Origin of the sequence: Duganella sp. BJB476, assembly GCF_003416895.1 — a bacterium.
In the GTDB taxonomy this organism is placed as follows: Bacteria; Pseudomonadota; Gammaproteobacteria; order Burkholderiales; family Burkholderiaceae_D; genus Rugamonas.
This window is the reverse complement of record NZ_QVIO01000001.1, coordinates 1,466,403-1,488,901: the sequence shown is the minus strand read 5'-3', so window position 1 is coordinate 1,488,901 and position 22,499 is coordinate 1,466,403. Positions and strand designations below refer to the sequence as shown.

Here is a 22,499-nt window from a genome sequence, read left to right as displayed (position 1 = left end):
ACCATGCAGACAGGCCAACGCGACTGGTACGAATTGTTCTCCCGAGGGGCGCGCGACTGGCTGCGGCACAACGACAAGGTGCGCGATGCTGTGCGTGATCACTTGCCGGAGATCATATCCTCTTCCGAACTGATGAGCGCCCCCGGCCAGCGCAGCGTGCAGGTGCCGCTGCGGCTGTTGGAGCATGCGCACTTTCGCCTCGCTGAAAACAATAGCACCACCGGCGCCGGCCAGGGCCCCGGCCAGCCGGGTGACCTGTTGCTGCCGCCGGAAGACAGCTTCGGCGATGAAGGCGGCGCCGGCAACGCACCGGGCGCGGTCACGCTGATGATGGAGTTTGCCATCGACGACATCGTCGACTGGCTGTGGCAGGAATTTCAGCTGCCGTCGCTGCAGCCGCGCGGCAATGCCACGCTGGAGCAACCGGAACTGCTGCATCGCGGCTGGGACAAACATGGCGCCCGTTCGCGGCTGGACCGCCGCCGCACCATCAAGGAGGCCGTCAAACGGCGCGCGGTGCAGACTGCGCCGGCGGCATTTACCAATGAAGACTTGCGCTTTCGCCAGTTGGTGGAACGGCCGCGCCCCAGCAGTAACGCCGTGGTGTTCATGGTGCTCGATGTCTCCAGCAGCATGACGCAGGCCGAGCGGCGTCTGGCCAAGACCTTCTTCTTCCTTGCGCTGCAAGGTCTGCGCCGTAGCTACCGCCGGTTGGAACTGCGCTTTCTGGCCCACGCGGCGCGCGCGTGGGAGTTCAACGAAAGCGACTTCTTCGAGGTCAGCGGCATGGGCGGCACGATGGCGTCTACCGGGTTTGAGCTCGCGCGATCGCTGCTCGACCAGCATTATGACGCCAGCAGCTACAACAGCTATCTGTTCTACGCCTCGGACGGCGATAACTTTTCCGAAGACCGGACGGCGGCCAGCAAGCTGCTGGGCCAACTTGCTGGCCGCATGAACTATCTCGGGTATGTCGAGACCTTGCCCGGCATGCCGCGCATGCTGGAGACCGAGATGGGGCGGCTGTGGAAGGAGCGCGAGCGGCAGGGGCTGCCCTTGTCCAGCGTGGTGCTGACCCAGAGCGAGGACATCATCGGCGCGCTGAAACAATTTCTGACGCAGCAGGCTGCCGCCGAGGAAAGGGGATGAGTACGCTTGAAGACTGGACCGCCCGCATCGAGCAACTCGCCAGCGAGCTTGGGCTGGAATACTGCCCGGTCGATTTCGAACTGGTGCCGCAGAATTTCATGCTTGAAATCGCGGTGTACGGCGTGCCGGTGCGCATGCATCACTGGTCGTTCGGCCTGCGCTACATCCACCAGCTGCTACATCAGAACATGGGACATTCGCGCATCTTCGAGGTGATGTTCCCCGGCGATCCGTGCCGCGCCTACATGATGAATCAGAACAGCCTGGCCGAAAATACGCTGGTGGCCGCCCATGTGATCGGCCATGCGGATTTTGTTCGGCGCAACAGCTTGTTCGACCGTTTCCTGAAAATGGCGGGCGGACATATCCTCGAACAAAGCGCGGCCCGCGCCCATCGCCTGGAACTGGCACTGGCGCGGAACGGCCAGCGGCGGGTGGAAGCCGTGCTGGACGCGGCGCTGGCCCTGGAGCCGCACATCGATATCCAGCAGGAGTTGTACCGCCCGCCCTACCCCGACGCCAAACCACCGCCGCCAGAGGCTGAGGCTGCACAGGGGCATTTTCAGCAACGCTACCGATCGCTGCCGGGCGAGCCCGCTGCGACGCCACCGGCAGACGGGCGCCCACCCGTGCCGCCACATCCCGAATACGACTTGCTGTGGTTCATAGCACACTACGCGCCGGAACTGCAGGACTGGGAACGCGACATATTCCTGGCCGTGCGTGAAGAGTCGTTCTATTTCTATCCGGTGCATGCCTGTCAGATCATGAACGAAGGCTGGGCTTCCTACTGGCACGCGCGCTTGTTGCGGGAGGCTGAGTTCCTGCCGCATGCGATCTACCTGCAAGCGCTCAAGGCGCACTCCGACGTAGTGCGGCCTTACGCGGGCGAGCAGCAGTTGGCGCTGGCGGTCAATCCCTACCACCTTGGCTTCAGCATGTGGGAGCGCATCGTGGAGCGGCAAGGCATTGAGGCGGCGCGCCGAATTTGCGGCGAGGAGGACGATTTCGGCTTCGTCCGCAACTATCTGGACGCGGAGCTGGCATCGGAGCTGGGCCTGTTCAGCTACCAGATGCGCAAGGATGGCGAGACGCGCATGCTCAGCCGCGATATTCATGAGGTAAGGGAAGCGATCCTGGGACCGAAATACAATTACGGCGCGCCGCGCATCGCCGTCGACAAGGTGCAGGACGACCGGAGCCTGGTCTTGCGGCACGACCATGCCAACGATGGCCGCGGGCTGGACCTGGCCGCAGCGGAGCAAGTGCTCAATTATGTGGCCCGCATCTGGCGCAAGCCGGTCACCTTATTGACGGTGGACTTTCGCGGAGTGCCGCGAACGTTGACGGTTAGTCACCCAGATACTCCACATACCAGCGCAAAGCCTGCCTGAGTCCGCGCCGCAGATCGTGAGTCGGCGCGTAGCCCAGCAACTCCATGGCCTTGGAGATGTCGGCCTGCGAATGGCGCACATCGGCGGCGCGGAACTCGCCATACTCGGGCTGATAATCGCGCAAGTGTGGGTAGCGCTCCACCAGCAAGCCATGCAGCATCAGGTACAGTTCGTTCAAGCTGGTGCGGGCGTTGAGCGCGACGTTGTAGACCTGGTTGACCGCGTCCTTGCGATCAGTCAATGCCGCCAGCAGGTTGGCCTGCACGGCATTCGCCACATAGCAGAAATCCCGGCTGGTTTCGCCATCGCCGTTGATCACCAGCCGGCGTCGCCCTATCATCGCCGCGATCCACTGTGGAATGACCGCGGCGTAAGCGCCGGAAGGATCCTGGCGCGGGCCGAACACGTTGAAATACCTGAGGCCGATGCATTCGGTGGCGTAGCAACGCGCATAGACATCCGCATACAATTCGTTCACATACTTGGTCAAGGCATACGGCGACAGGGCTTTTCCGACCTGGGCCTCCTGCTTGGGCAAGGCGGGATGATCGCCGTAACTGGCGCTGGAGGCGGCATAGACGATGCGCCGCACACCGGCCAGGCGGGCCGCCTCCAGCACGTTGAGGTAGCCGCCGATATTGATGTCGTTGCATAGCAGGGGCTCGCGCAGGGAGCGCGTTACCGAACCCAGCGCGGCCTGGTGCAGCACGAAATCGGCGCTGTCGCAGGCACGGTTGCAGGTCGCCGTATCGCGTATGTCGCCTTCGATCAATTCAAAACAGCGCCAGGCTTCCGGCCCCACCGCATCCCTCACCTGCTCCAGGTTGTGACGGTAGCCGGTCAGGAAGTTATCTAGTCCAACCACCCGCTGCCCCAGTTCCAACAAGGTCTGCAACAGGTTCGATCCGATGAAACCCGCAACCCCGGTGATCACCCAGCGGTACTGTCGCTGCTGCAGATGTTCGCGCACATCCTGGTAGCAGGTGGTGACGGGTGTGCCATCTTCGTAGTCGGCCATCATAGCCTCCAGACATTGAGTCCACTTTCACGCAAGGCCTGCTCGTCGAACTGGGACTTGAGGTCGATGAAGCAGCCGTCCTGGACGATCTTGGCCCGGACCTGATGCAAGGGACGTTCCGACAGTTCGCGATGGGCCACCGCGCTGATCATCGCTTCCGCGCAGGGCAGTTCGTCCCACTGCTCCAGCCGCACACCGTATTCATGGTGTGCTTCGTCCGGGTCCGCCACCGGGTCGTGCACATGGACTTGCAAACCATAGGATTGCAGCTCGACGATCAGGTCCGCGACCTTGGAATTGCGCAAGTCCGGACAGTTTTCCTTGAACGTCAGCCCGAGCACATTAACCCGGCATCCCTTGAGTTTGAATCCGGCGCGCACCATTTCCTTGACCGTTTTCTCGGCAACAAACTTGGCCATGCCGTCGTTGATGCGGCGCCCGGCCAGGATCACGTGCGGATGGTAGCCCAGCATTTCCGCCTTGTGCGTCAGGTAGTAGGGATCGACGCCGATACAATGCCCGCCTACCAGGCCTGGCCTGAACGGCAAGAAATTCCACTTGGTGCCGGCCGCCTGCAAGACTTCCAGCGTGTCGATGTTCAAGCGGTCGAAGATGATGGCCAGCTCGTTCATCAGCGCGATATTGAGGTCGCGCTGGGTATTCTCGATCACTTTGGCGGCCTCGGCGACCATGATGCTGGATGCGCGATGCACACCGGCGTCCACCACTTCCTCGTACAGCGCGGCCACGCGCTGCAAGGTGGCGTGGTCGTCGCCGGCGACGATCTTGCGTATGGTCGCCAGCGTGTGCTCGCTGTCGCCTGGGTTGATGCGCTCGGGCGAGAAGCCGACATGGAAATCCCGCTGCCACTTCAGTCCCGAGCATTGCTCCAGCACCGGGATACAGATCTCCTCGGTGGCGCCCGGGTAGACGGTGGATTCGTAGATCACCACCGCGCCCGCCTTCATGTGGCGCCCCACCGACTGGCTGGCGCCGACCAGCGCGGAAAAATCCGGCTGATGGGCGCTGTCCACCGGCGTCGGCACGGCCACCACGATATAGTCGGCCTCGCTCAACGCTGCGGGATCGCAGCCCATCTCCAGCAGGCGCGCCGCGGCAAATTGCTCACTGCTCACTTCCGCACCCGGATCGATGCCGCGCCGGTAGCTCGCCACCTTGCGCGCGGACAGGTCAACACCAATGGTACGGCGGCGCGTGCCGAAAGCCACCGCCAGCGACAGACCCACATATCCCAATCCCACCACGGCCACCACTTCCATAATTCACCTCGCGTCTAAGCGTTAAACCTGCGTCTCGGCCGATTCTACGGAGCGCTTCACGAGGGCTGTTGAGGTGTCGCAAACCAGCGCCGATTGCGCCGCAAGGCGCTTCCGTTTGTGGCGTATCAAAGAGCGTCGCGACCAGAGTTCCTACTCTATCCCTACCGTTCGCCTAGGAGAGTCTCATGATGTGCGTCCGCCTCCTTTCCGTAGCATTTTTCGGCGGACTGATCTTGGCGCTGAGCGTCTATCCCCTGCATGACAGCTGGCTCTCCGCCATCCTGTTGGCATACGGCGCCTTGCTGTGGTGGCGGCCTGTGCTTTGGCTGCTGGCCTTGCCGGCATTGCTTCCCGTGCTGGATCTGGCGCCGCATACCGGCTGGTTCTTTCTGGAAGAAATCGACCTGCTCCTGCTGCTGACGGCCGGCGTTTGCTACTGGCACTTCGACACACGCGGCATGCGCCCGGTGTTTCCACCGCTGTTCCGCTGCAGCCTATGGCTGCTGGCCGGTGCCTGCTGTATCGCGCTGTGGCGCGGATTGCGGCCGTTGCCGCCCATAGACGCCAATTCCTTCAACAACTACTTGAGTCCTTACAACGCGCTGCGCGTCGGCAAGGCATGGTTCTGGAGCTACGTGCTGCTGGCGCCGTTGAAGCAGGCGCTTGGCCCCGATCTGGCGGGCCTGCGCCGTTTCCTGATACCCGGCATGTTGATCGGCCTGCTATTAGCCAGCGCCGCCGCGATCTGGGAGCGTTGGCAATTTCCGGGCTTGCTCAACTTCTCCAGCGACTATCGCATCACGGCGCCGTTCTCCGCCATGCACACCGGCGGCGCGGCACTGGACGGCTACCTGGCGATGAGCTTCCCCTTGCTGGCGGCCTGGCTGTTTGGCAAACACCGGCCGGCGCGGCAAGCGGCGGCGCTGCTGATGTTGCCGCTGGCGCTGTACGCCGGCCTGGCGACCTTTTCGCGCGGGCTGTACGCGGCCTATGCGTTGGCCGCGCCCATCCTTGCCGGCATCCCGTTGATGGGGGCGTTACGCGCCGGATCGCGCAGACGCCGGTGGCGCGCACCGCTCATCGTCGTGGCGGCGGGCGCGCTGGCCGCCTGCGTGCTGGGCGTGGTGTTCGACAGCAGCGGCTATCGCGGCTTTGGAGCGGCGCTGGCTTTGTTGACGGCGGCGTTGATACTTTCCGCCCTGCCCTTGCGGCCACTCGTCCTGGCGAGCAGCCTGATTTGCGGCACCGTGGTGGCCGGCGGCTTGGCGTGGCTGTTGCCGGTCGGCGAACCGCCGGTGGCCATGTTGAAGAGTCCGTATCTGCTCTTTCTGGTCTCGTTGGCCGCGTTCGCATTGGCCGCCTGCCGCCCGCACCCGCTATTGCCTTTAGCCATGCTGGCCTTGGCGGGGCTGTCGGTCAATGCAGTATGGATCGCCTACCATCATGCCGGTGCGGCCACGCTGGCGCCGAGTGCGGGCTTGCTGCTGACGGCCATGTCGCCGCTCGCGCTCAACGTCCTGCGCAGGCGCCCGCTGTGGCGCCTGCGACGCGGCAGCCTGACGGCGCTGATGACCTGCGCATTGGTGCTGGCAACTGCCATTCCCGTCTACAACGGCTACTTCGTCGGCGAGCGGTTTGCCAGCACCGGCAGCGACCTGTCCGGACGCGTCCGGCACTGGAGCAACGCGATAGGCATGATGGACGACGACCTGGGCACCGTAATCCTGGGCGCCGGGCTGGGTAAATTCCCCTCCCTGTATTTTTGGCGCAACCAGCAACACGAGGTCCCGGCCAGCTATCGCTACCTGGATCAGGATGGCAATCGCTTCCTGCGGCTGTCCGCCGGAGAGTATCCGGCAGGTTATGGCGAACTGCTGCGCCTGCTGCAAATCGTCCCCATCGAAAGCGGCACCTCCTACCTGTTGGCGCTGGACGTATGGAACGGGGGCGCGCCCGCCTTCCTGCAAGTGAATTTGTGCGAACGCCAGCTGCTCTATCCACAGGGCTGCATTCCCCTGCCTATGCGACAGCTCCCTCATGCGCCGTATTGGCAGAGGTATCAATTTCCATTGTCGTCTGGCGTCCTGGGACAGGCGGGCCGGCGGGTGCAGCTGGAAATCGCCGTGGAAGGCGAACACGCCGCGCTGGATATCGACAATGTGAGCTTGCGCAATCTCGACAGCCTGCATGAACTGGTGCGCAACGGTACCTTTTCCGACGCTAACAATTACTGGTTCTTCAGCAGCGATCGTCATCACCTGCCCTGGCACCTCAAGAACCTCGGACTTAACCTGTATTTTGAAATGGGCTGGCCAGGGCTGCTGGCCTATGTGGGCCTGTTGTCCAGCGCCGCCGCAGAACTGCTGCGCTGCGCGCGCGACGGCGCGGATGCGGCCCAGGCGCTGGCCTTGCTGGCCGCACTGGCCGCGTTCCAGGTCGTGGGCCTGTTCGACAGCCTGTTCGACGTCCCCCGCATTACCGTACTGTTCATGCTGCTGCTGTGCGCCGCCGCGCTGCGGCCTGTCCCTTCCATCCCTCCTGCCGTGAGCACTCCATGTTGAAACCCATCTATTTGCCGGCGTTGCTGGCGCTAAGTCTGGCCCTGCCTGCCTCCGCGGACGAACTCAGCCGTACAATCGAGCTGGTCAAGCCGTCCGTGGTTGGCATTGGCAGTTTTCAGAAGACCCGCAGCCCGGCACTGGCGTTTGTCGGATCAGGTTTCGTGATCGAAGATGGCTTGACCGTGGTCACCGCCGCCCACGTGGTCAATGAACTGTTGCGCACCGACCAGGGCGACAACCTGGGCATACTGGTGCGTCAGGGCGAAAACGCCCAGTTCCGTGCGGCCGTGGTGACGATGATCGACAAGGAGCATGACCTCGCCCGCCTGCGGGTTCAGGGCGCGCCGATTCCTGCCCTCAGGATGGGCGACTCGGCCAAGGTGCGCGAGGGGAAATCGCTAGCCTTTATGGGTTTCCCTCTCGGCATGGTGCTCGGCTTGCGTCACGTTACCCATCGCTGCACCGTGTCGGCGATTACTCCCGTGGCCATGCCCTCGATCAGCTCAAGCAAACTCGACGGAAAGCTGCTTAGCCAGCTGCAAAAAACCACCTACTCCGTATTCCAGCTGGATGGCACGGCGTATCCGGGCAACAGCGGCAGCCCGTTGTTCGACCCCGACACCGGCGAGGTGATCGGCGTGGTCAACATGGTATTCGTCAAGGGCGTCAAGGAAACGGCGATTTCCGCACCCAGTGGCATCGCCTACGCCATCCCCTCCAGCCTGCTCGAACCGCCGCCGAGATAGTCAGGTCTTGCCCGCGATCAGCCGCCCGGTGATACCCGGTTCGTCCCAAGTCGGGAAGAAATATGGGTAGAACGAACGCTCGGTGGTTTGCTGTTCCATCATGCCACCGAACTTCCGGATCTGCTCGCCCATATAGTCCAGCTCCAGGCGCAGCAGCACGGCCGGCGCGCCGACCCGCGTGCAGGGCCGTTCGCCGCCGAAATCGCGAAAGCCCAGCATGCGCTTGTAGAACATGACATGGCGCGGGTTGACTTCGATCACGTAGTCGGTATAGCCATGGATATTGTGCGCATAAATATAAGAAATGTGGATCAGCGCAGCGAACACGCGCTTGGACACCCCCTTGTCGATCGCCAGCCGCGAAGGCTCGCACAGGCGCCGGTGCTGGGCGCGCAGATCGTCCAGCTTGTCCCGGAAGTTTTCATCGGCGGGCAGGCCCATCTCGTCGCTGTCCAGGCACAAGGACATGGTGCCCACGGTCTGTCCGCCGGTTTCGGCAAACAGCGTGATCTTGTTCAGCGCGTGACTGGCGTTGGGATCGACCGAATAGCCGCGCCATCCGTACATCTTCTTGAGCAACAAGCTGGCCGCTTCGCGCCGCCCCTGCGAGTTGGCCATGCGGATGTGGAATATCTGCTGGTCGATGGTGTGGTCCAATTCCTTGTTCATTTCGCCTTCGCCGACCACGAGGTCGCGCAGGCCTGGACCGGCCTCAAAAGAAACTATTGCGTCGTCATATTGCACGGTTGGCATCCTGTCAGGTCTGTCGGCCAGCTGTCAAAAAAGGACAAACTGGGCTCATGCTCTTCAGACCTGCCTTGTGGATGAAAAGTTCCCCGAAATTTGAAATATTTTTTTGCCTCAGAACCAGCTTTCGGGGATCACCAATACATCGCCGGGCAACACCGCTACGTTGGCAGAAATATCGCCGTCGCGCAACAGGTCCTGCAGGCGGACAGGCAAGCTCTGCCGTGTGCCGTTCACCGTGCGGATGATGTTGGCCTTGTTGCCGGCGGCGAAATCCGTGACGCCGCCCACGGCGATCAGCACGTCCATCAGCGACATGCCCTGCCGGTAGGCCAGCGCCTGCGGCTTGGCGGCCTGGCCGATGACCCGGATCTGTTGGTCGTACGGGCCGACGAAACTGGTGACGATGACGGTCGCCACCGGCTGCTGTATGTATTTTTCCAGCGCTTTTTCGACATCGCGCGCCAGTTGGGTCGAGGTCTTGCCGGCCGCCTGCAAGTCCTCGACCAGCGGCGTGGTGATTTTTCCGTCGGGCCGGACCGGCACGCTCACCGACACCTCCGGATTGCGCCAGACATTGATGTTGACCGTGTCGCCGGCGCCGATCAGGTAATCGCCCTGGGGCGCCACCGGTTCTTCCGGCGGCAGTACGATGCGGTGCGCGCAGCCCGCCAACAACAAGGCAGGCGCAGCGGAAAAGACAATACGCAAAATAGTATGCATGACGAATCCCGTTTGAATAGTCCGGATTCCATGATTGAGAAAAGCCGTCCGCCGCTGCTTGATCTGGCTCAATCACTGCCCAGTTAAGAAAAAAACCCCATATTCCGAGCCATATAATTTGGATTCACCTTGCCCAAGCTACCGGAGAAAACACATCATGGAGCAGATGATTAGCCAGTTGTTAATCAGCTTGCAGGGGATATGGAAATATCGCTGGTACGCGATCGCCGTTATGTGGCTGGTGGCCCTGGCCGGCTGGACCAAGGTGGCGCTGCTGCCCGACGATTACCAGACCACGGCGCGGGTATTTGTCGATACCCAGAGCATATTGAAGCCGCTATTGTCCGGCATGACCAGCGTGCCCAACGTCGAGCAGCAGGTGTCGATCATGAGCCGCACCTTGCTCAGCCGTCCGAACGTCGAGCGCGTGATGCGCATGGTGGACCTGGACCTGAACGCCAAGACCGCGCGCGATCACGAACAGCAACTGGACGAATTAATGAGCAAGATTAAAATCGGCGGCACCAATACCTATGACATCTACACCATCACTTATAACAACCGCAATCCGAAACTGGTGCGCGATGTCGTGCAATCGCTGCTGACCATATTCGTCGAAGGCAGTTTCAAAGGGAAGAATGGCGAAACCCGGAAGGCCGTGCAATTCATCGACGAGCAGATTAAATCCTATGAAGACAAACTGATTGCGGCGGAGAATTCAGTCAAGGAATTCAAATTAAAGAATAACGGCCTGTTGCCGCGCCAGGGCACCGACTACAGCAGCCAGATAATGCAATCGGCGGACACGCTGAACGCCGCCCGGCTGGAATTGCTCGAAGCAGAACAGTCGCGCAACGCCATCCGCAGCCAGATCAGCGGCGACGAGCCGGTGCTTGGCGCCGACCTCAACCCGGCCAGCATCGACAGCCCCGAGCTCGACGGGCGGATCTCGGCCCTGAACAAGAATCTCGACGCCCTGCGCATGCAATACACCGAGCTGCATCCCGACATCATCGCCGCCAAGCGCCTGGTGGCGCAGCTGGAGGCGCGCAAGATCGAGGAAAGCAAGCTCAAGCCGGCGGGCGATCCGGGCAAGAACTACAGCCCGATGCTGCAGCAGCTCAAGGTCGCGCAAACCGAGGCCGATGCCAAGGTGGCGGCCGTCAGCGCCCGCGTGCAGGAATACGCTGCCCGCCATCAGCGGCTGCTGGCGCAGGCGAACGCGGTGCCAGAAGTAGAATCCGAACTGGCCCAGCTGAACCGCGACTATCTGATCAACAAGGACAACTACGAAAAGCTGATCGGACGGCGCGAGGCGGCCAAGCTGTCTGGCGAGCTGAGCTCCACCACCGAGATGATGACCTTCAAGATCATCGACCCGCCGACGGTGCCGCTGACGCCGGTAGGCCCGAACCGGATCCTGCTGTCCAGCCTGGTGCTGGGCGGCGCGCTGTTGACAGGGCTGGCTGCGGCCTTGCTGATCAGCCAGGTGCGACCCACTTTCCTCAGCCCCAGCGAGCTGCGCGAACGCACCGGTCTGCCGGTACTGGGCACAGTGTCCATGAACTGGACCAACCTCCAACAGATCAAGCGCAAGCAGGGCCGCTACGCCTTCGGCACCGCGTTGTCCTGTCTGTTTGTAGCCTACGGCGCCGTGCTGGCGATGGCGGCGTTCCGATATTAGGAGTAGCACATGGAGCAATTCACCGAACATACACTGTCCAGCAACGGCGCGCCGCGCCATATCGAGATCAATCTCGAGCGGCTTAGCCAGCTGGGCATGGTGACCCACGACGGCGGCCGCACCGCCGTGGCCGAGGACTTCCGCATCATCAAGCGGCCTCTACTGCGTAACGCCCGCGGCGATCACGACATCCCCGCGCTGCGGCACGGCAATCTGATCGTCGTCACCAGCGCCCTGCCCGGCGAAGGCAAGACCTTCTGCGCGGTCAACCTGGCGATGAGCATCGCCATGGAAATGGACATCACGGTATTGCTGGTCGATGCGGACGTGGCGCGACCCTCGGTGCTCAAGGTGCTGGGCTTGCCTGCCGAGCCGGGCTTGATGGATATCCTGTTGCGCGAGCGCACCGAACTCTCGGACGTGATCCTGAGAACCAACGTCGCCACGCTCAGCATCCTGCCGGCCGGACGCGCCAACAAGCACGCCACCGAGCTGCTGGCCAGCCGCAGCATGAGTCGGCTGCTGACCGAAATCGCCGAACGGTATGCCGACCGCATCGTCATCTTCGACTCGCCGCCGCTGCTGATGACCACCGAAGCGAGCGTGCTGGCGGCGCAGATGGGCCAGATCGTCATGGTGGTCGAGTCCGAGACGACCAGCCAGCATGCGGTCAAGGAAGCCTTGCGCCACATCGAGCAGTGCCCGCATGTCAGTCTGATCTACAACAAGAGCAAGGCTTTCCCCGGCGGCGAATACTATGGTTATTATGATTAGCCTGGCTCCGCGCGGCGCTCCGTATCAGCTCAGCATGCTTGTATTGTTATCGCTGCCGGCCTGCGCGATTCCGGCCGAGTGGACCGTGACGCCATCGGTGCGCTTGCGCGAATCCTACAGCGACAATATGAACCTGGCGCCGCCGGCCCAGGCCCGCGGCGAATTCACCACCGAGGTCTCGCCCGGCATCGCCGTCAGCACCAGCGGTCCCCGGTTCAAACTGTCGCTCGATTACTCGCTGCAAAAGATCGCCTACACCCATCAGGCCGACCGCACCACCCAGCAACTGGACGCCAGCGGCCACGCCGATGTGCTGCGTGAATGGCTGTACCTGGACGCCCGTTCCAGCATCAGCCAGCAGAACATTTCGGCGTTCGGCCCGCAGCTGCTGGATCCGGCCCAGGTCACAGGCAACAACAGCACCGTGCGCGCGACCAGCGTCAGTCCTTATCTGAAACACTACTTCCATGGCCTGGCCACCGCGCAGCTGCGCTACGACTACCAGCGCGTCAGCAGCGGCCGCCTGTTGAACGTGCACAGCGACGACACCAGTTTGCAATTAACCGGCGACAACGGCGGCCAGGGCTGGAACTGGGACTTGCGCGCCAACCGCAAGAATATCGACGACTCCACGCTGCCTAAGGTCACCATGAGTGACGTCGCGCTGACGTTGAGCTACCCGGTCAACAGCCGCCTGTCGCTGTTTGCCACCGACGGCTACGAAAAGAACGACTACCATTCGAGCGGCGCCCAGCCGCAGGGCCGCCACTGGTCACTGGGCGGCACCTGGACGCCATCGCCGCGCACCAAACTGGCCGTCAGCGTGGGGCGCCGCTATTTCGGCAACACCTACAGCCTGGACGCCGAATACCGCCTGCGCAGCATGTACTGGACGCTCAACTACAACGAAGATATCACCACCACCCACGGCGAGTTCCTCAGCATTCCACCGACCGGCCTGGGCGATTTCCTGTACCAGCTGTGGGCCACCCGCATCCCCGATCCGCAGACCCGCCTGCAAACCGTCAAGCTATTCCTGCTGGTGTCGCAGATACTGGGGCCTAACGGCAACGTCAATTTTTTCAGCCATCGCTACTACCTGCAAAAAGACTTGAAGCTGGCGACGGTGTACAGCGGTCCGCGCAGTGCGCTGGCGTTCAGCCTGAGCAGCAGTCGCCGCACCGCCCAGACCAGCAACGCCATCGACAGCCCCTTGCTGGGCCCCGACCAACTGGCGTTGGAAGACCGTACCCGCCAGAACACCGCCCAGGCGGGCTGGAACTATCGCATGTCGCCGCGCAGCAATCTTACCGTTGCCACCAGCCTCAGCAGGGCGGAATCGCTGAGCACCGGCCGCACCGACCACAACGGTGCGTTGACCGTGTCGCTGAACCATCAATTGCAGCCCAAGGTCAGCGCCAGTATCGATCTGCGTCACGTCCGTCACAGCAGCAATGCCGGCGGCAACTACCGTGAAAACGGCATCGGCGCGGCCTTGATGGTCGCGTTTTAAACGGAGCCAGCCATGTCCTCGCCCGCCCGCATCGTCTGCGTCGTCGCCGCCCGCCCCAATCTGATGAAGATGGCACCCATCCTGCGCGCGCTGGCCGCATCCGAGTATCCGCTCGAGTCCGTGCTGGTCCACACCGGCCAGCACTACGATGCGGATATGGACGGCGAATTCTTCACCGCGCTGGAGATGCGCGCGCCGGATGTGCAGCTACAGGTCGGCTCCGCCAGCCACGCGGTGCAGACCGCGCTGGTCATGCAGCGTTTCGAACCGGTGCTGGATGCGAGCGCGCCGGCGGCCGTGCTGGTGGTCGGCGACGTCAACTCCACGCTGGCGTGCGCGCTCACGGCAGCCAAGAAAAACATCCCGGTGCTGCACGTCGAGGCCGGCCTGCGCAGCTATGACCGCGCCATGCCGGAGGAAATCAACCGCATCCTCACCGACCAGCTGTCGACGCTGCTGTTCACCAGCGAAGCGAGTGGCATGAGCAACCTGCTGCGCGAAGGCATACCGGCGGCGCGCATCCACTTTGTCGGCAACGTCATGATCGACACCCTGCAGCGCGAATTGCAGCGGGCCACGCCGGTGCTGGAGGTGTTGCGGCAAGTGCACCTGGCCGGGTTCCTCCAGCACGGCAGCCGCTACGCGCTGCTGACGCTGCATCGGCCGTCCAACGTCGACGATCCGCGCCGCCTGCGCCTGCTGATGGAAACCATCGTCAAGCTCAGCGACGAGGTGCCGGTGCTGTTCCCGCTACACCCCCGCACCCGCGCCATGCTGCAGCAATATGAACTCGGCCATATGCTGGATGTGCCGCGCGTCGCCTGCCTGCCGCCGCAATCCTACCGCGCCATGCTGGGTCTGATGCGAGATGCCAGCCTGGTGCTGACCGATTCCGGCGGCGTGCAGGAAGAAACCACGGCGCTCGGCGTGCCCTGCCTCACCCTGCGCGACAGCACCGAGCGCCCGGTCACGGTCACCGAGGGCAGCAACGCCATCGCTGGCCGCGATCCGTCCGTCATCCTGGCGCTCAGCCGCGACATCCTGCGCTATGGCGGCAAGGCCGGCCGCATCCCCGCCTGCTGGGACGGCCACGCCGCCGAACGCATCGCCGGTCACATCGGTCACTGGCTGACCGCCGCCAAGGAGAGCAACTGATGCGCAACGCCCTGTCGATCGACGTCGAAGACTATTTCCAGGTGTCGGCCTTCGCCGGCCATATCAGCCGCGCGGACTGGGCCACGCTGCCATGCCGGGTCGAACGCAACGTCGACCTGATCCTCGGCCTGCTGGCGCAACAGCGCACGCAAGCCACCTTCTTCACACTGGGCTGGATCGCCGAACGTTATCCGGCGCTGGTGCGCCGTATCGTCGCCGGCGGCCACGAACTGGCCAGCCACGGCTACGCCCACCTGCGCGCCAACGAACAGACTCCCGCCCAGTTTCTCGATGACATACAACGCAGCAAGCAGCTGCTGGAACAGCTGAGCGGGACAGCCGTGCTCGGTTATCGGGCGCCCAGTTTTTCCATCGGCGCCGCCAACCTGCCGGCACTGGACAGCTTGTACGCCGCCGGCTACCGCTACAGTTCCAGCATCTATCCGATCCGCCACGACCACTACGGCATGCCGGACGGCTCGCGTTTCGCCTGGCGCCCGCGCGGCGAGCATGGCGTGCTGGAGCTGCCGATCAGCACTGTTCGCCTGTTCGGACGCAACTGGCCGGCCGGCGGCGGCGGCTACTTCCGCCTGCTGCCCTACGCCGCGTCCCGCTGGGCCTTGCGACGCATCAATTCAGTCGACGGCCAAGCTGGCATATTCTATTTTCATCCGTGGGAACTCGACCCCGGCCAGCCGCGCCAGCACGGCATCGCCTTCAAGACCCGTTTTCGCCACTACCTCAACCTGCACCGGATGGAGCGCCGCATCGTCCATCTGCTGCGCGATTTTCAATGGGGCCGGATTGACCACCTTTTTCTGGGGAATGCATGATGCAGTGGAGCGTAGGACAGATGGGGACGCAAGACCACGCGCGCTGGGACGCCTTCGTGCAGCGCTGTCCCGACGCCACCTTTTTTCACCGCGCCGGCTGGCAGCAGGTGATCGAAACCGCCTTCGGCCACCCCACCTGGTATCTGTATGCCGAATCGGCCGGACAGATACAGGCCGTGTTGCCGCTGGCCCAGGTCAACAGCCGCCTGTTCGGCAACACTTTATGCTCCCTGCCTTTCTGCGTCTACGGCGGCGTGGCCGCGCTGGAAGAAGGCGCAGCCGCCGCGGTCGACCAGGCGGCCCAGCAACTTGCCCGCCGGCTGCGGGTCGACCATCTGGAATACCGGCAACTGCAATCGATCCATGCGGACTGGCTGCACAAAGACCTGTACGCCACGTTCCGCAAACCGCTGGCCGCAGACCCCGAAAAAAACCTGCTGGCCATTCCCCGCAAGCAGCGCGCCATGGTGCGCAAAGGCATGGCGGCTGGCCTGAACAGCGTGATCGATGCCGATACCGACCGTTTCTACGATAACTACGCCACCAGCGTGCATCGCCTGGGCACGCCGGTGTTCAGCCGCCGCTATTTCCGCACCTTGCAGCAGGTCTTTGGCGACGACTGCGAGATCCTCAGCGTGCAGCACGGCGACAAGGCGATCTGTTCGGTGCTGAGTTTCCATTTTCGCGACGAGATCCTGCCCTACTACGGCGGCGGCGGCGACGCCGCGCGGGTCCACGCCGGCAACGACTTCATGTACTGGGAAGTGATGCGGCGCGCCACCGAGCGCGGCCACCGGTTGTTCGACTTCGGCCGCAGCAAGTACGGCACCGGTGCGTTCGCGTTCAAGAAGAACTGGGGCTTCGAGCCACAGCCGCTGCGCTACGACTATCAATTACATCGAGGCAAACAGTTGAAGGATGTCCAACCCTTGAATCCACGCCTGCAACTGCTGATACGCGCGTGGCGCATATTGCCCCTATCGCTAGCCAATGCGATCGGCCCTCATATCGTCCGGCAATTGGGCTGACACCATGCGCGATCTGCTGTACTTGACGCATCGCATACCCTACCCTCCCAACAAGGGTGACAAGATCCGCGCCTACCACGTGCTGCGCTACTTGCAGCGCCATTTCCGCGTGCACTTGGGCAGCTTCATCGACGATGCCGCCGATCTGGCCCATGCGGAGCACTTGGCGGCCGATTGCGCCAGTAGCTGCTTCGTTCGCCTGCATCCGCGCCTGGCGCGGCTCGCCAGCATGCCGGCCTTGTGGCGCGGCGAAGCCCTCAGCGTTGCCTACTATCGCCATCCGGCGCTGCGCAACTGGGTGGCCGACGCGCTGCAGCGCCATCGCATCGACAGCGCGCTGGCCTTCTCCGGTCCCATGGCCCAATACCTGCCGGCCCGCACCGCGCGCGGCCCGCTGCACCGGGTGCTGGACTTGGTGGATGTCGATTCCGAAAAATGGCAGCACTATGCCGACGACCACAGTTGGCCGCTGTCGTCGCTTTATCGGCGCGAGGGCCGCAGCTTGCTGGAATTCGAACGCGCCGCCGCCCGCAGCTTCGACCAGACACTGCTGGTCTCGCGCGCCGAAGCCGAACTGTTCCGCTTGCGGGCGCCGGAATCCGGGCACAAGACCGGTCATTTCAGCAACGGCGTCGATTGCCAGTATTTTTCACCGCAGCCCGACGCGCCGGATCCCTACCATGGCGCGCGCGCGCTGGTGTTCACCGGCGCCATGGACTACCGGCCGAATATCGATGCCGTCAGCTGGTTGGCGCAGCGCGTTATGCCTACTCTGCGGCAGGAATTTGCCGAGCTCCAGTTCCACATCGTCGGCGCCCGTCCGAGCCCTGCGGTCATGGCGCTGGCCCGCCTGCCGGGCATCCATGTCAGCGGCACGGTGCCCGATGTGCGCCCCTATCTGCAGCACGCGGCGCTGGCGGTCGCGCCGCTGCAAATTGCGCGCGGCATACAAAACAAAGTGCTCGAAGCCATGGCCATGGGCAAGACCGTGGTGGCGACGCCGCAGGCCCTGGAGGGGCTGTCCGCCGTGCCGGGACGGGATGTCGTCAGCGCCTCCGGTGCCGTCGAGTTCATCCACCACATCGGCCAGCAGCTGCGGACTGCCGGCGGCCACGGTGCGGCGGCCCGCCAGCACGTGTTGCGCGACTATCAGTGGAGCAGCAATCTCGAGCGGCTAGGCGTGGTGCTCTACGTCACCGAGCCTGAGCGCCATCCTGCGGAGCCGATGCCATGACTGCCGCCCTGTCGCCCGTCCCGGCGCCGCGGTTCGAGCCGTCGGCCAGCCCGGCCCAGCCCTGGCCCTATGCCTGCCTGCTGTTGGCGCTGGCCGGGCTGCTGGCCGCATACTGGCCGACGGCCGGCGCGATGATCAATCAGTGGTGGCATTCGCAAACCTTTGCCCACGGCTTGCTGGTGCCGCCGGTCTGCATCTGGCTGATCTGGCGGCAGCGCGCCGAACTGGCCGGCCTGCCGCTGCGTCCGGCGCCGGTCGTACTGCTTCCGCTGGTGCTGTTGGGGCTGCTCTGGTTCCTGGCCGCGATCGCCAACGTGCCGGTGGTGCAGCAGTACAGCCTGGTGGTGATGGTGGCCGCGCTGGTTGCGCTGGTACTAGGCTGGCGCTACGCCTACGCGGTCTCCTTCCCCTTGGCCTATCTGCTGCTTGCCGTTCCCTTCGGCGAAGTGTTCATCTCGCCGCTGATTGAATTCACCTCCAGCTTCACGGTGGGCGCTCTGCAACTGGCCGGCATCCCGGTCTTCCGCGACAACAGCTACCTGTCACTGCCTAGTGGAAACTGGTCGGTGGAGGAAGCCTGCAGCGGCCTGCGCTATCTGATCGCGTCGGTCGCCCTCGGCATGCTGTATGCCTACCTGACCTACCAAAGCCGTTTGCGGCGGGCCGCCTTCATCGTGGTCGCGCTGCTCTTGCCCATCGTCGCCAACGGCCTGCGCGCCTTCCTGATCGTGCTGATCGGCCACTACAGCAACATGACGCTGGCCGTCGGCATCGACCACCTGATCTACGGCTGGCTGTTTTTCGGCCTGGTCGCCAGCCTGATGTTCTGGGTGGGCGCGCGCTGGCGCGATGCCGGCCCGCCGGCGCCGCGTCCGGCGGCCGCCGGCGCGCCTGGCCATGCACCGGCGCCGCGGCCGTCCGCCTGCCTGGCGACTGCGCTGGCGGGCCTGCTGTGCGTCGCCCTGTGGCCGCAGCTTGCCCGGATCGCCCTGCGGCCACCGGCGGCCGACCGCCACGCGGCAACGCCGCTGACGCTGGCGCCGCCACCGGCGCCGTGGCAGGCCAGCGCCATGCAAGCCGGCGACTGGCACGCCCAGCATGCGGGGCAGCCGCAGCGCTGGTCCGCCAATTACAGCGACGGTGTGCAGCAAGTCTCGCTGCAGCTGACCTGGTATCGCCACCAGTCAAAAGGCGAAGAACTGCTGACCCAGGTATGGAATCCGCCTGCCGCCGGGCCGGCGTGGAAGGACATGGCCGAAACCAGCCGGCAGATCCACCTGGGCCAGCGCAGCCTCCGGGTGCGTCAAACCATTGTCCAGTCCGGCGAGACCAAGGTGCTCGTGTGGCGCTGGTACCGCCAGGCGCGACGCGACACCGGCAGCCCCCTGCTGCTCAAGTTGCTGCTGGCGCGCAGCAAACTGCTCGGCGACGGCGATGACGGCGCCGAGATCGCCGTCGCCGCGCGCTATGACGAGCAACCCGAGCAAGCCGCCCAGGCCATGCAGGCGCTGCTGTCCGCCATGCAGCCCGCCATCGAACAAGGACTAGCCCATGTCGCCGGACGCTGAACTGGTCGCCGCACCACTGATCGTGCACCTGATCCATCGCCTCGACGTGGGCGGCCTGGAGAACGGCTTGATCAACCTGATCAACCATCTGCCGCCAGACCGCTATCGCCACGCCATCGTCTGCCTGCGCGACTACACCGACTACCATCTGCGCATCCAGCGCCCCGGCGTCGAGATCATCAGCATCAACAAGCGCGAAGGCAAGGACTGGGGTCACTATCTGCGGCTGTTCCACACGTTGAAGCGGCTGCGGCCGCTGTTGATTCACACCCGCAACCTGTCCGGCATCGAAGGCCAGTTGCTGGCCGCGTTCGCGGGCGTGCGCCTGCGCGTGCACGGCGAACACGGCCGCGACATGGACGACTTGCACGGCCTGAGCCGAAAATACCGCTGGCTGCGCAAACTGCTGCGGCCGCTGATCGGGCATTTCATCGCCGTCAGCAAGGACCTGGAAGCCTGGCTGATCGGCACGATAGGCGCACGGCCGCAACACGTCACCCACATCTGCAACGGCGTCGACAGCCTGGAATTCCACCCCCGCCTGGGGCCGACTGCCGCCGTCGGCCCGCCGGGCTTTCTGTGCGAGGACGCCTTCGTCATCGGCAGCGTCGGCCGCATGGCCGAAGTCAAGGATCACCTGTCGCTGGTGCAAGCCTTCATCCTGCTGATCGCCGAACACGCGCTGCCGCGCGACCGCCTGCGCCTGCTCATCGCCGGCGACGGCCCTTGCCGCCAGGCCTGCCAGGACTTGCTGCGCCAGGCCGGCATGGAAGAGCTGGCCTGGCTGCCGGGCCAGCGCGACGACATCCCGCAGCTGATGCGGGCGATGGACGTGTTCGTTCAACCGTCGCTGGCCGAAGGCATGTCCAATACCATCCTGGAGGCGATGGCGACCGGCTTGCCGGTGGTGGCCACCGCTGTCGGCGGCAACCCCGACCTGGTCTACAGCGGCTGGACCGGCACGCTGGTGCCGGTCCACGCGCCAGCGATGCTGGCCGACGCGCTCAGCGACTACTACCGCCTGCCCGCGCTGGCCAGCAGCCATGGCCAGCGCGGCCGCCGACGGGTATTGGCCGAATACAGCCTGAACGCCATGGCCGATGCCTACCTGGCCGTCTACGACGCCCTCGCCGCCCCACCGCAACGCGACCGATGAAAGGACCGCTATGTGCGCCATCACAGGGATCTTCGATCTTCATCGGCATGCCGACATCGACGCCGGCATGCTGCACGCCATGACCGAGCGCCAACGCCACCGTGGCCCCGACCAGGGCGGCACCCATCTGGAGCCGGGCATAGGATTGGGCCACCGACGCCTGTCCATCATCGACCTGGGCGGCGGCCAGCAGCCGCTGTTCAACGAAGATCACAGCGTGGTCGTGGTCTACAACGGCGAGATCTATAATTTCCAGGCCCTGATGCGCGAACTGCAGCAATTCGGCCATACCTTCCGCACCCATTGCGATACCGAAGTCATCGTGCACGCATGGGAGCAATGGGGCGAGCGCTGCGTCGACCGTTTTCGCGGCATGTTCGCCTTCGCGCTGTGGGACCGCCGCCAGCAAACGCTGTTCCTGGCGCGCGACCGGCTGGGCGTCAAGCCGCTGCACTATGCGCTGCTGGACGACGGCCAACTGCTGTTCGCCTCGGAGATCAAGGCCTTGCTGCTGCACCAGGGGCTGCGACGCGAGCTCGACCCATTGGCGGTCGAGGAGTACTTCGCCTATGGCTACATACCAGAACCGCGCACCATTTTTCGCCAGGTGCGCAAGCTGGCGCCGGGCCACACGCTGTTGCTGCGCAAGGGACAGCCGCTGCCGGCGCCGCGGCGCTACTGGGACATCCCCTTCGAAGTCCAGCCAGCGCTCAGCGAAGCGCAGGCCGCCGACGAATTGCTGGCGCGCCTGCGCGAAGCGGTGCGCATCCGGCTGGTGGCCGAAGTGCCGCTGGGCGCCTTCCTGTCCGGCGGCGTCGATTCCAGCGCCGTGGTGGCGATGATGGCGCAGGAGTCGGCGGCGCCGGTCAACACCTGCTCGATTTCCTTCGGCGATCCGCAGTTCGACGAAACGTCCTACGCGCAAATGATCGCCGAACGCTACGGCACCCGCCATCACATGCAGCGCGTCGAGCAACACGACATCAGCCTGGTTGACCGCCTCGCCGGCCTGTACGACGAACCCTACGCCGACAGTTCCGCGCTGCCCACCTATCGTGTCTGCGAGCTGGCCCGCCAGCGCGTGACGGTGGCCCTGTCGGGCGACGGCGGCGACGAAAACCTGGCCGGCTACCGGCGCTACCGCTGGCATCTGCACGAGGAACGCTGGCGTACGCTGTTGCCGCTCGGCTTGCGCCGGCCGCTGTTCGGCGCCCTGGGCCGCCTCTATCCCAAGGCCGACTGGGCGCCGCGCCCGCTGCGCGCCAAGACCACCTTCGAGGCGCTGGCCAGGGACAGCGTGTCGGCCTATTTCCACAGCGTCAGCATCATGGACGACAATATGCGCCATGCGCTGTTCAGCCCGGCGCTCCGGCGCGACCTGGGCGGCTACCATGCGCAGGAAGTGCTGTACGGGCACGCCCGCGACTGTCCGGCCGAGGACGCCCTGTCGCGCATCCAGTACCTGGACCTGAAAACCTATCTGCCGGGCGACATCCTCACCAAGGTCGACCGCGCCAGCATGGCGCACGGGCTGGAAGTGCGGGTGCCTCTGCTCGATCATCGCCTGGTCGAGTGGATGTCCAGCCTGCCGCCGGAACTAAAGCTGCGCGGCGGTGTTGGCAAATACCTGTTCAAACGCGGCCTCGAGCAGCATCTGCCCAAGGAGCTGCTGTACCGCAACAAGATGGGCTTCTCGGTGCCGCTGGCCGCCTGGTTCCGCGGCCCGTTGCGCGCCCATCTTGAACGCAGCCTGCGCAGTCCTGTGCTGGCCGATTGCGGCCTGTTCAATCTCGACCACGTGCAAACGCTGTTGGCGCAGCACCTGTCCGGCCGGCGCGATCACAGCGCCCCGCTATGGTCCTTGTTGATGTTTGAATCCTTCCTGCGCCAGCTGCCTGCGGCCGCGCCGCGCAACCTGATCCGGCAGGCGGCATGA

At 64.2% G+C, this 22,499-nt stretch carries 18 protein-coding genes; 14 read left to right on the top strand and 4 right to left on the bottom strand.

What is annotated here, in order from left to right; genetic code table 11:
- Window positions 1–3 precede the first annotated feature (3 nt).
- Both D0T21_RS06540 and D0T21_RS06535 read left to right on the top strand, forming a co-directional pair.
- Window positions 4–1,149 (top strand): DUF444 family protein, encoded by a 1,146-nt coding sequence (locus D0T21_RS06540; RefSeq protein ID WP_116989235.1) that lies wholly within the window; start codon window positions 4–6, stop codon window positions 1,147–1,149.
- Window positions 1,146–2,543, top strand: a complete 1,398-nt coding sequence (locus D0T21_RS06535) for a SpoVR family protein (protein ID WP_116989234.1) — start codon at window positions 1,146–1,148, stop codon at window positions 2,541–2,543. The genes D0T21_RS06540 and D0T21_RS06535 overlap by 4 nt, the downstream gene beginning before the upstream one ends.
- On the opposite strand, the gene D0T21_RS06530 is transcribed toward D0T21_RS06535, so the two are convergent.
- Both D0T21_RS06530 and D0T21_RS06525 read right to left on the bottom strand, forming a co-directional pair.
- Window positions 2,500–3,561: an SDR family oxidoreductase gene (locus tag D0T21_RS06530; RefSeq protein WP_229211357.1), complete on the bottom strand. Its 1,062-nt coding sequence runs from the start codon at window positions 3,559–3,561 to the stop codon at window positions 2,500–2,502. The genes D0T21_RS06535 and D0T21_RS06530 overlap by 44 nt on opposite strands.
- Complete coding sequence (locus tag D0T21_RS06525; protein WP_116989233.1) at window positions 3,561–4,841, bottom strand: nucleotide sugar dehydrogenase; 1,281 nt, start codon at window positions 4,839–4,841, stop codon at window positions 3,561–3,563. The genes D0T21_RS06530 and D0T21_RS06525 overlap by 1 nt, the downstream gene beginning before the upstream one ends.
- A gap of 185 nt (window positions 4,842–5,026) precedes the next feature.
- Between D0T21_RS06525 and D0T21_RS06520 the strand changes: the two genes are divergently transcribed.
- Both D0T21_RS06520 and D0T21_RS06515 read left to right on the top strand, forming a co-directional pair.
- Window positions 5,027–7,402, top strand: coding sequence for a hypothetical protein (locus D0T21_RS06520; protein WP_116989232.1), 2,376 nt, complete (start codon window positions 5,027–5,029; stop codon window positions 7,400–7,402).
- A complete protein-coding gene (locus D0T21_RS06515; RefSeq protein ID WP_116989231.1) occupies window positions 7,396–8,148 on the top strand; it encodes a serine protease in 753 nt (250 codons plus the stop codon). The genes D0T21_RS06520 and D0T21_RS06515 overlap by 7 nt, the downstream gene beginning before the upstream one ends.
- On the opposite strand, the gene D0T21_RS06510 is transcribed toward D0T21_RS06515, so the two are convergent.
- Both D0T21_RS06510 and D0T21_RS06505 read right to left on the bottom strand, forming a co-directional pair.
- The gene (locus D0T21_RS06510) at window positions 8,149–8,817 is read right to left on the bottom strand and encodes a long-chain N-acyl amino acid synthase (protein ID WP_229211356.1); all 669 of its coding nucleotides are present in this window, start codon (window positions 8,815–8,817) and stop codon (window positions 8,149–8,151) included.
- 192 nt (window positions 8,818–9,009) lie between these two features.
- A complete protein-coding gene (locus tag D0T21_RS06505) occupies window positions 9,010–9,618 on the bottom strand; it encodes an XrtA/PEP-CTERM system exopolysaccharide export protein (RefSeq protein WP_116989229.1) in 609 nt (202 codons plus the stop codon).
- Window positions 9,619–9,775: 157 nt separating this feature from the next.
- On the opposite strand from D0T21_RS06505, the gene D0T21_RS06500 reads away from it, so the two are divergent.
- Genes D0T21_RS06500 through D0T21_RS06455 form a run of 10 tightly spaced genes read left to right on the top strand, consistent with a single transcriptional unit; the run spans window position 9,776 to window position 22,499 of the window.
- The gene (locus tag D0T21_RS06500; protein ID WP_116989228.1) at window positions 9,776–11,302 is read left to right on the top strand and encodes an XrtA system polysaccharide chain length determinant; all 1,527 of its coding nucleotides are present in this window, start codon (window positions 9,776–9,778) and stop codon (window positions 11,300–11,302) included.
- Between the two features lie 9 nt (window positions 11,303–11,311).
- Entirely contained in the window at window positions 11,312–12,076 is a 765-nt protein-coding gene (locus D0T21_RS06495) for an XrtA-associated tyrosine autokinase (RefSeq protein WP_116989227.1), read from the top strand.
- A 34-nt stretch (window positions 12,077–12,110) separates the two neighbouring features.
- The gene (locus tag D0T21_RS06490; RefSeq protein WP_158567963.1) at window positions 12,111–13,589 is read left to right on the top strand and encodes a TIGR03016 family PEP-CTERM system-associated outer membrane protein; all 1,479 of its coding nucleotides are present in this window, start codon (window positions 12,111–12,113) and stop codon (window positions 13,587–13,589) included.
- A gap of 12 nt (window positions 13,590–13,601) precedes the next feature.
- Window positions 13,602–14,744: a non-hydrolyzing UDP-N-acetylglucosamine 2-epimerase gene (gene wecB / locus D0T21_RS06485; protein ID WP_116989225.1), complete on the top strand. Its 1,143-nt coding sequence runs from the start codon at window positions 13,602–13,604 to the stop codon at window positions 14,742–14,744.
- Window positions 14,744–15,577 carry an XrtA system polysaccharide deacetylase gene (locus tag D0T21_RS06480; protein WP_116989224.1) on the top strand — a complete coding sequence of 278 codons (834 nt, stop codon included), beginning with the start codon at window positions 14,744–14,746 and terminating at the stop codon, window positions 15,575–15,577. The genes wecB and D0T21_RS06480 overlap by 1 nt, the downstream gene beginning before the upstream one ends.
- Window positions 15,577–16,605 carry a FemAB family XrtA/PEP-CTERM system-associated protein gene (locus D0T21_RS06475; protein ID WP_116989223.1) on the top strand — a complete coding sequence of 343 codons (1,029 nt, stop codon included), beginning with the start codon at window positions 15,577–15,579 and terminating at the stop codon, window positions 16,603–16,605. Before D0T21_RS06480 ends, D0T21_RS06475 begins: the two co-directional genes overlap by 1 nt.
- Window positions 16,606–16,609: 4 nt before the next feature.
- Complete coding sequence (locus tag D0T21_RS06470; protein ID WP_116989222.1) at window positions 16,610–17,839, top strand: TIGR03087 family PEP-CTERM/XrtA system glycosyltransferase; 1,230 nt, start codon at window positions 16,610–16,612, stop codon at window positions 17,837–17,839.
- Complete coding sequence (gene xrtA / locus D0T21_RS06465) at window positions 17,836–19,407, top strand: exosortase A (RefSeq protein ID WP_116989221.1); 1,572 nt, start codon at window positions 17,836–17,838, stop codon at window positions 19,405–19,407. The genes D0T21_RS06470 and xrtA overlap by 4 nt, the downstream gene beginning before the upstream one ends.
- Entirely contained in the window at window positions 19,391–20,563 is a 1,173-nt protein-coding gene (locus D0T21_RS06460; protein WP_116989220.1) for a TIGR03088 family PEP-CTERM/XrtA system glycosyltransferase, read from the top strand. The genes xrtA and D0T21_RS06460 overlap by 17 nt, the downstream gene beginning before the upstream one ends.
- A gap of 10 nt (window positions 20,564–20,573) precedes the next feature.
- The gene (locus D0T21_RS06455) at window positions 20,574–22,499 is read left to right on the top strand and encodes an XrtA/PEP-CTERM system amidotransferase (RefSeq protein WP_116989219.1); all 1,926 of its coding nucleotides are present in this window, start codon (window positions 20,574–20,576) and stop codon (window positions 22,497–22,499) included.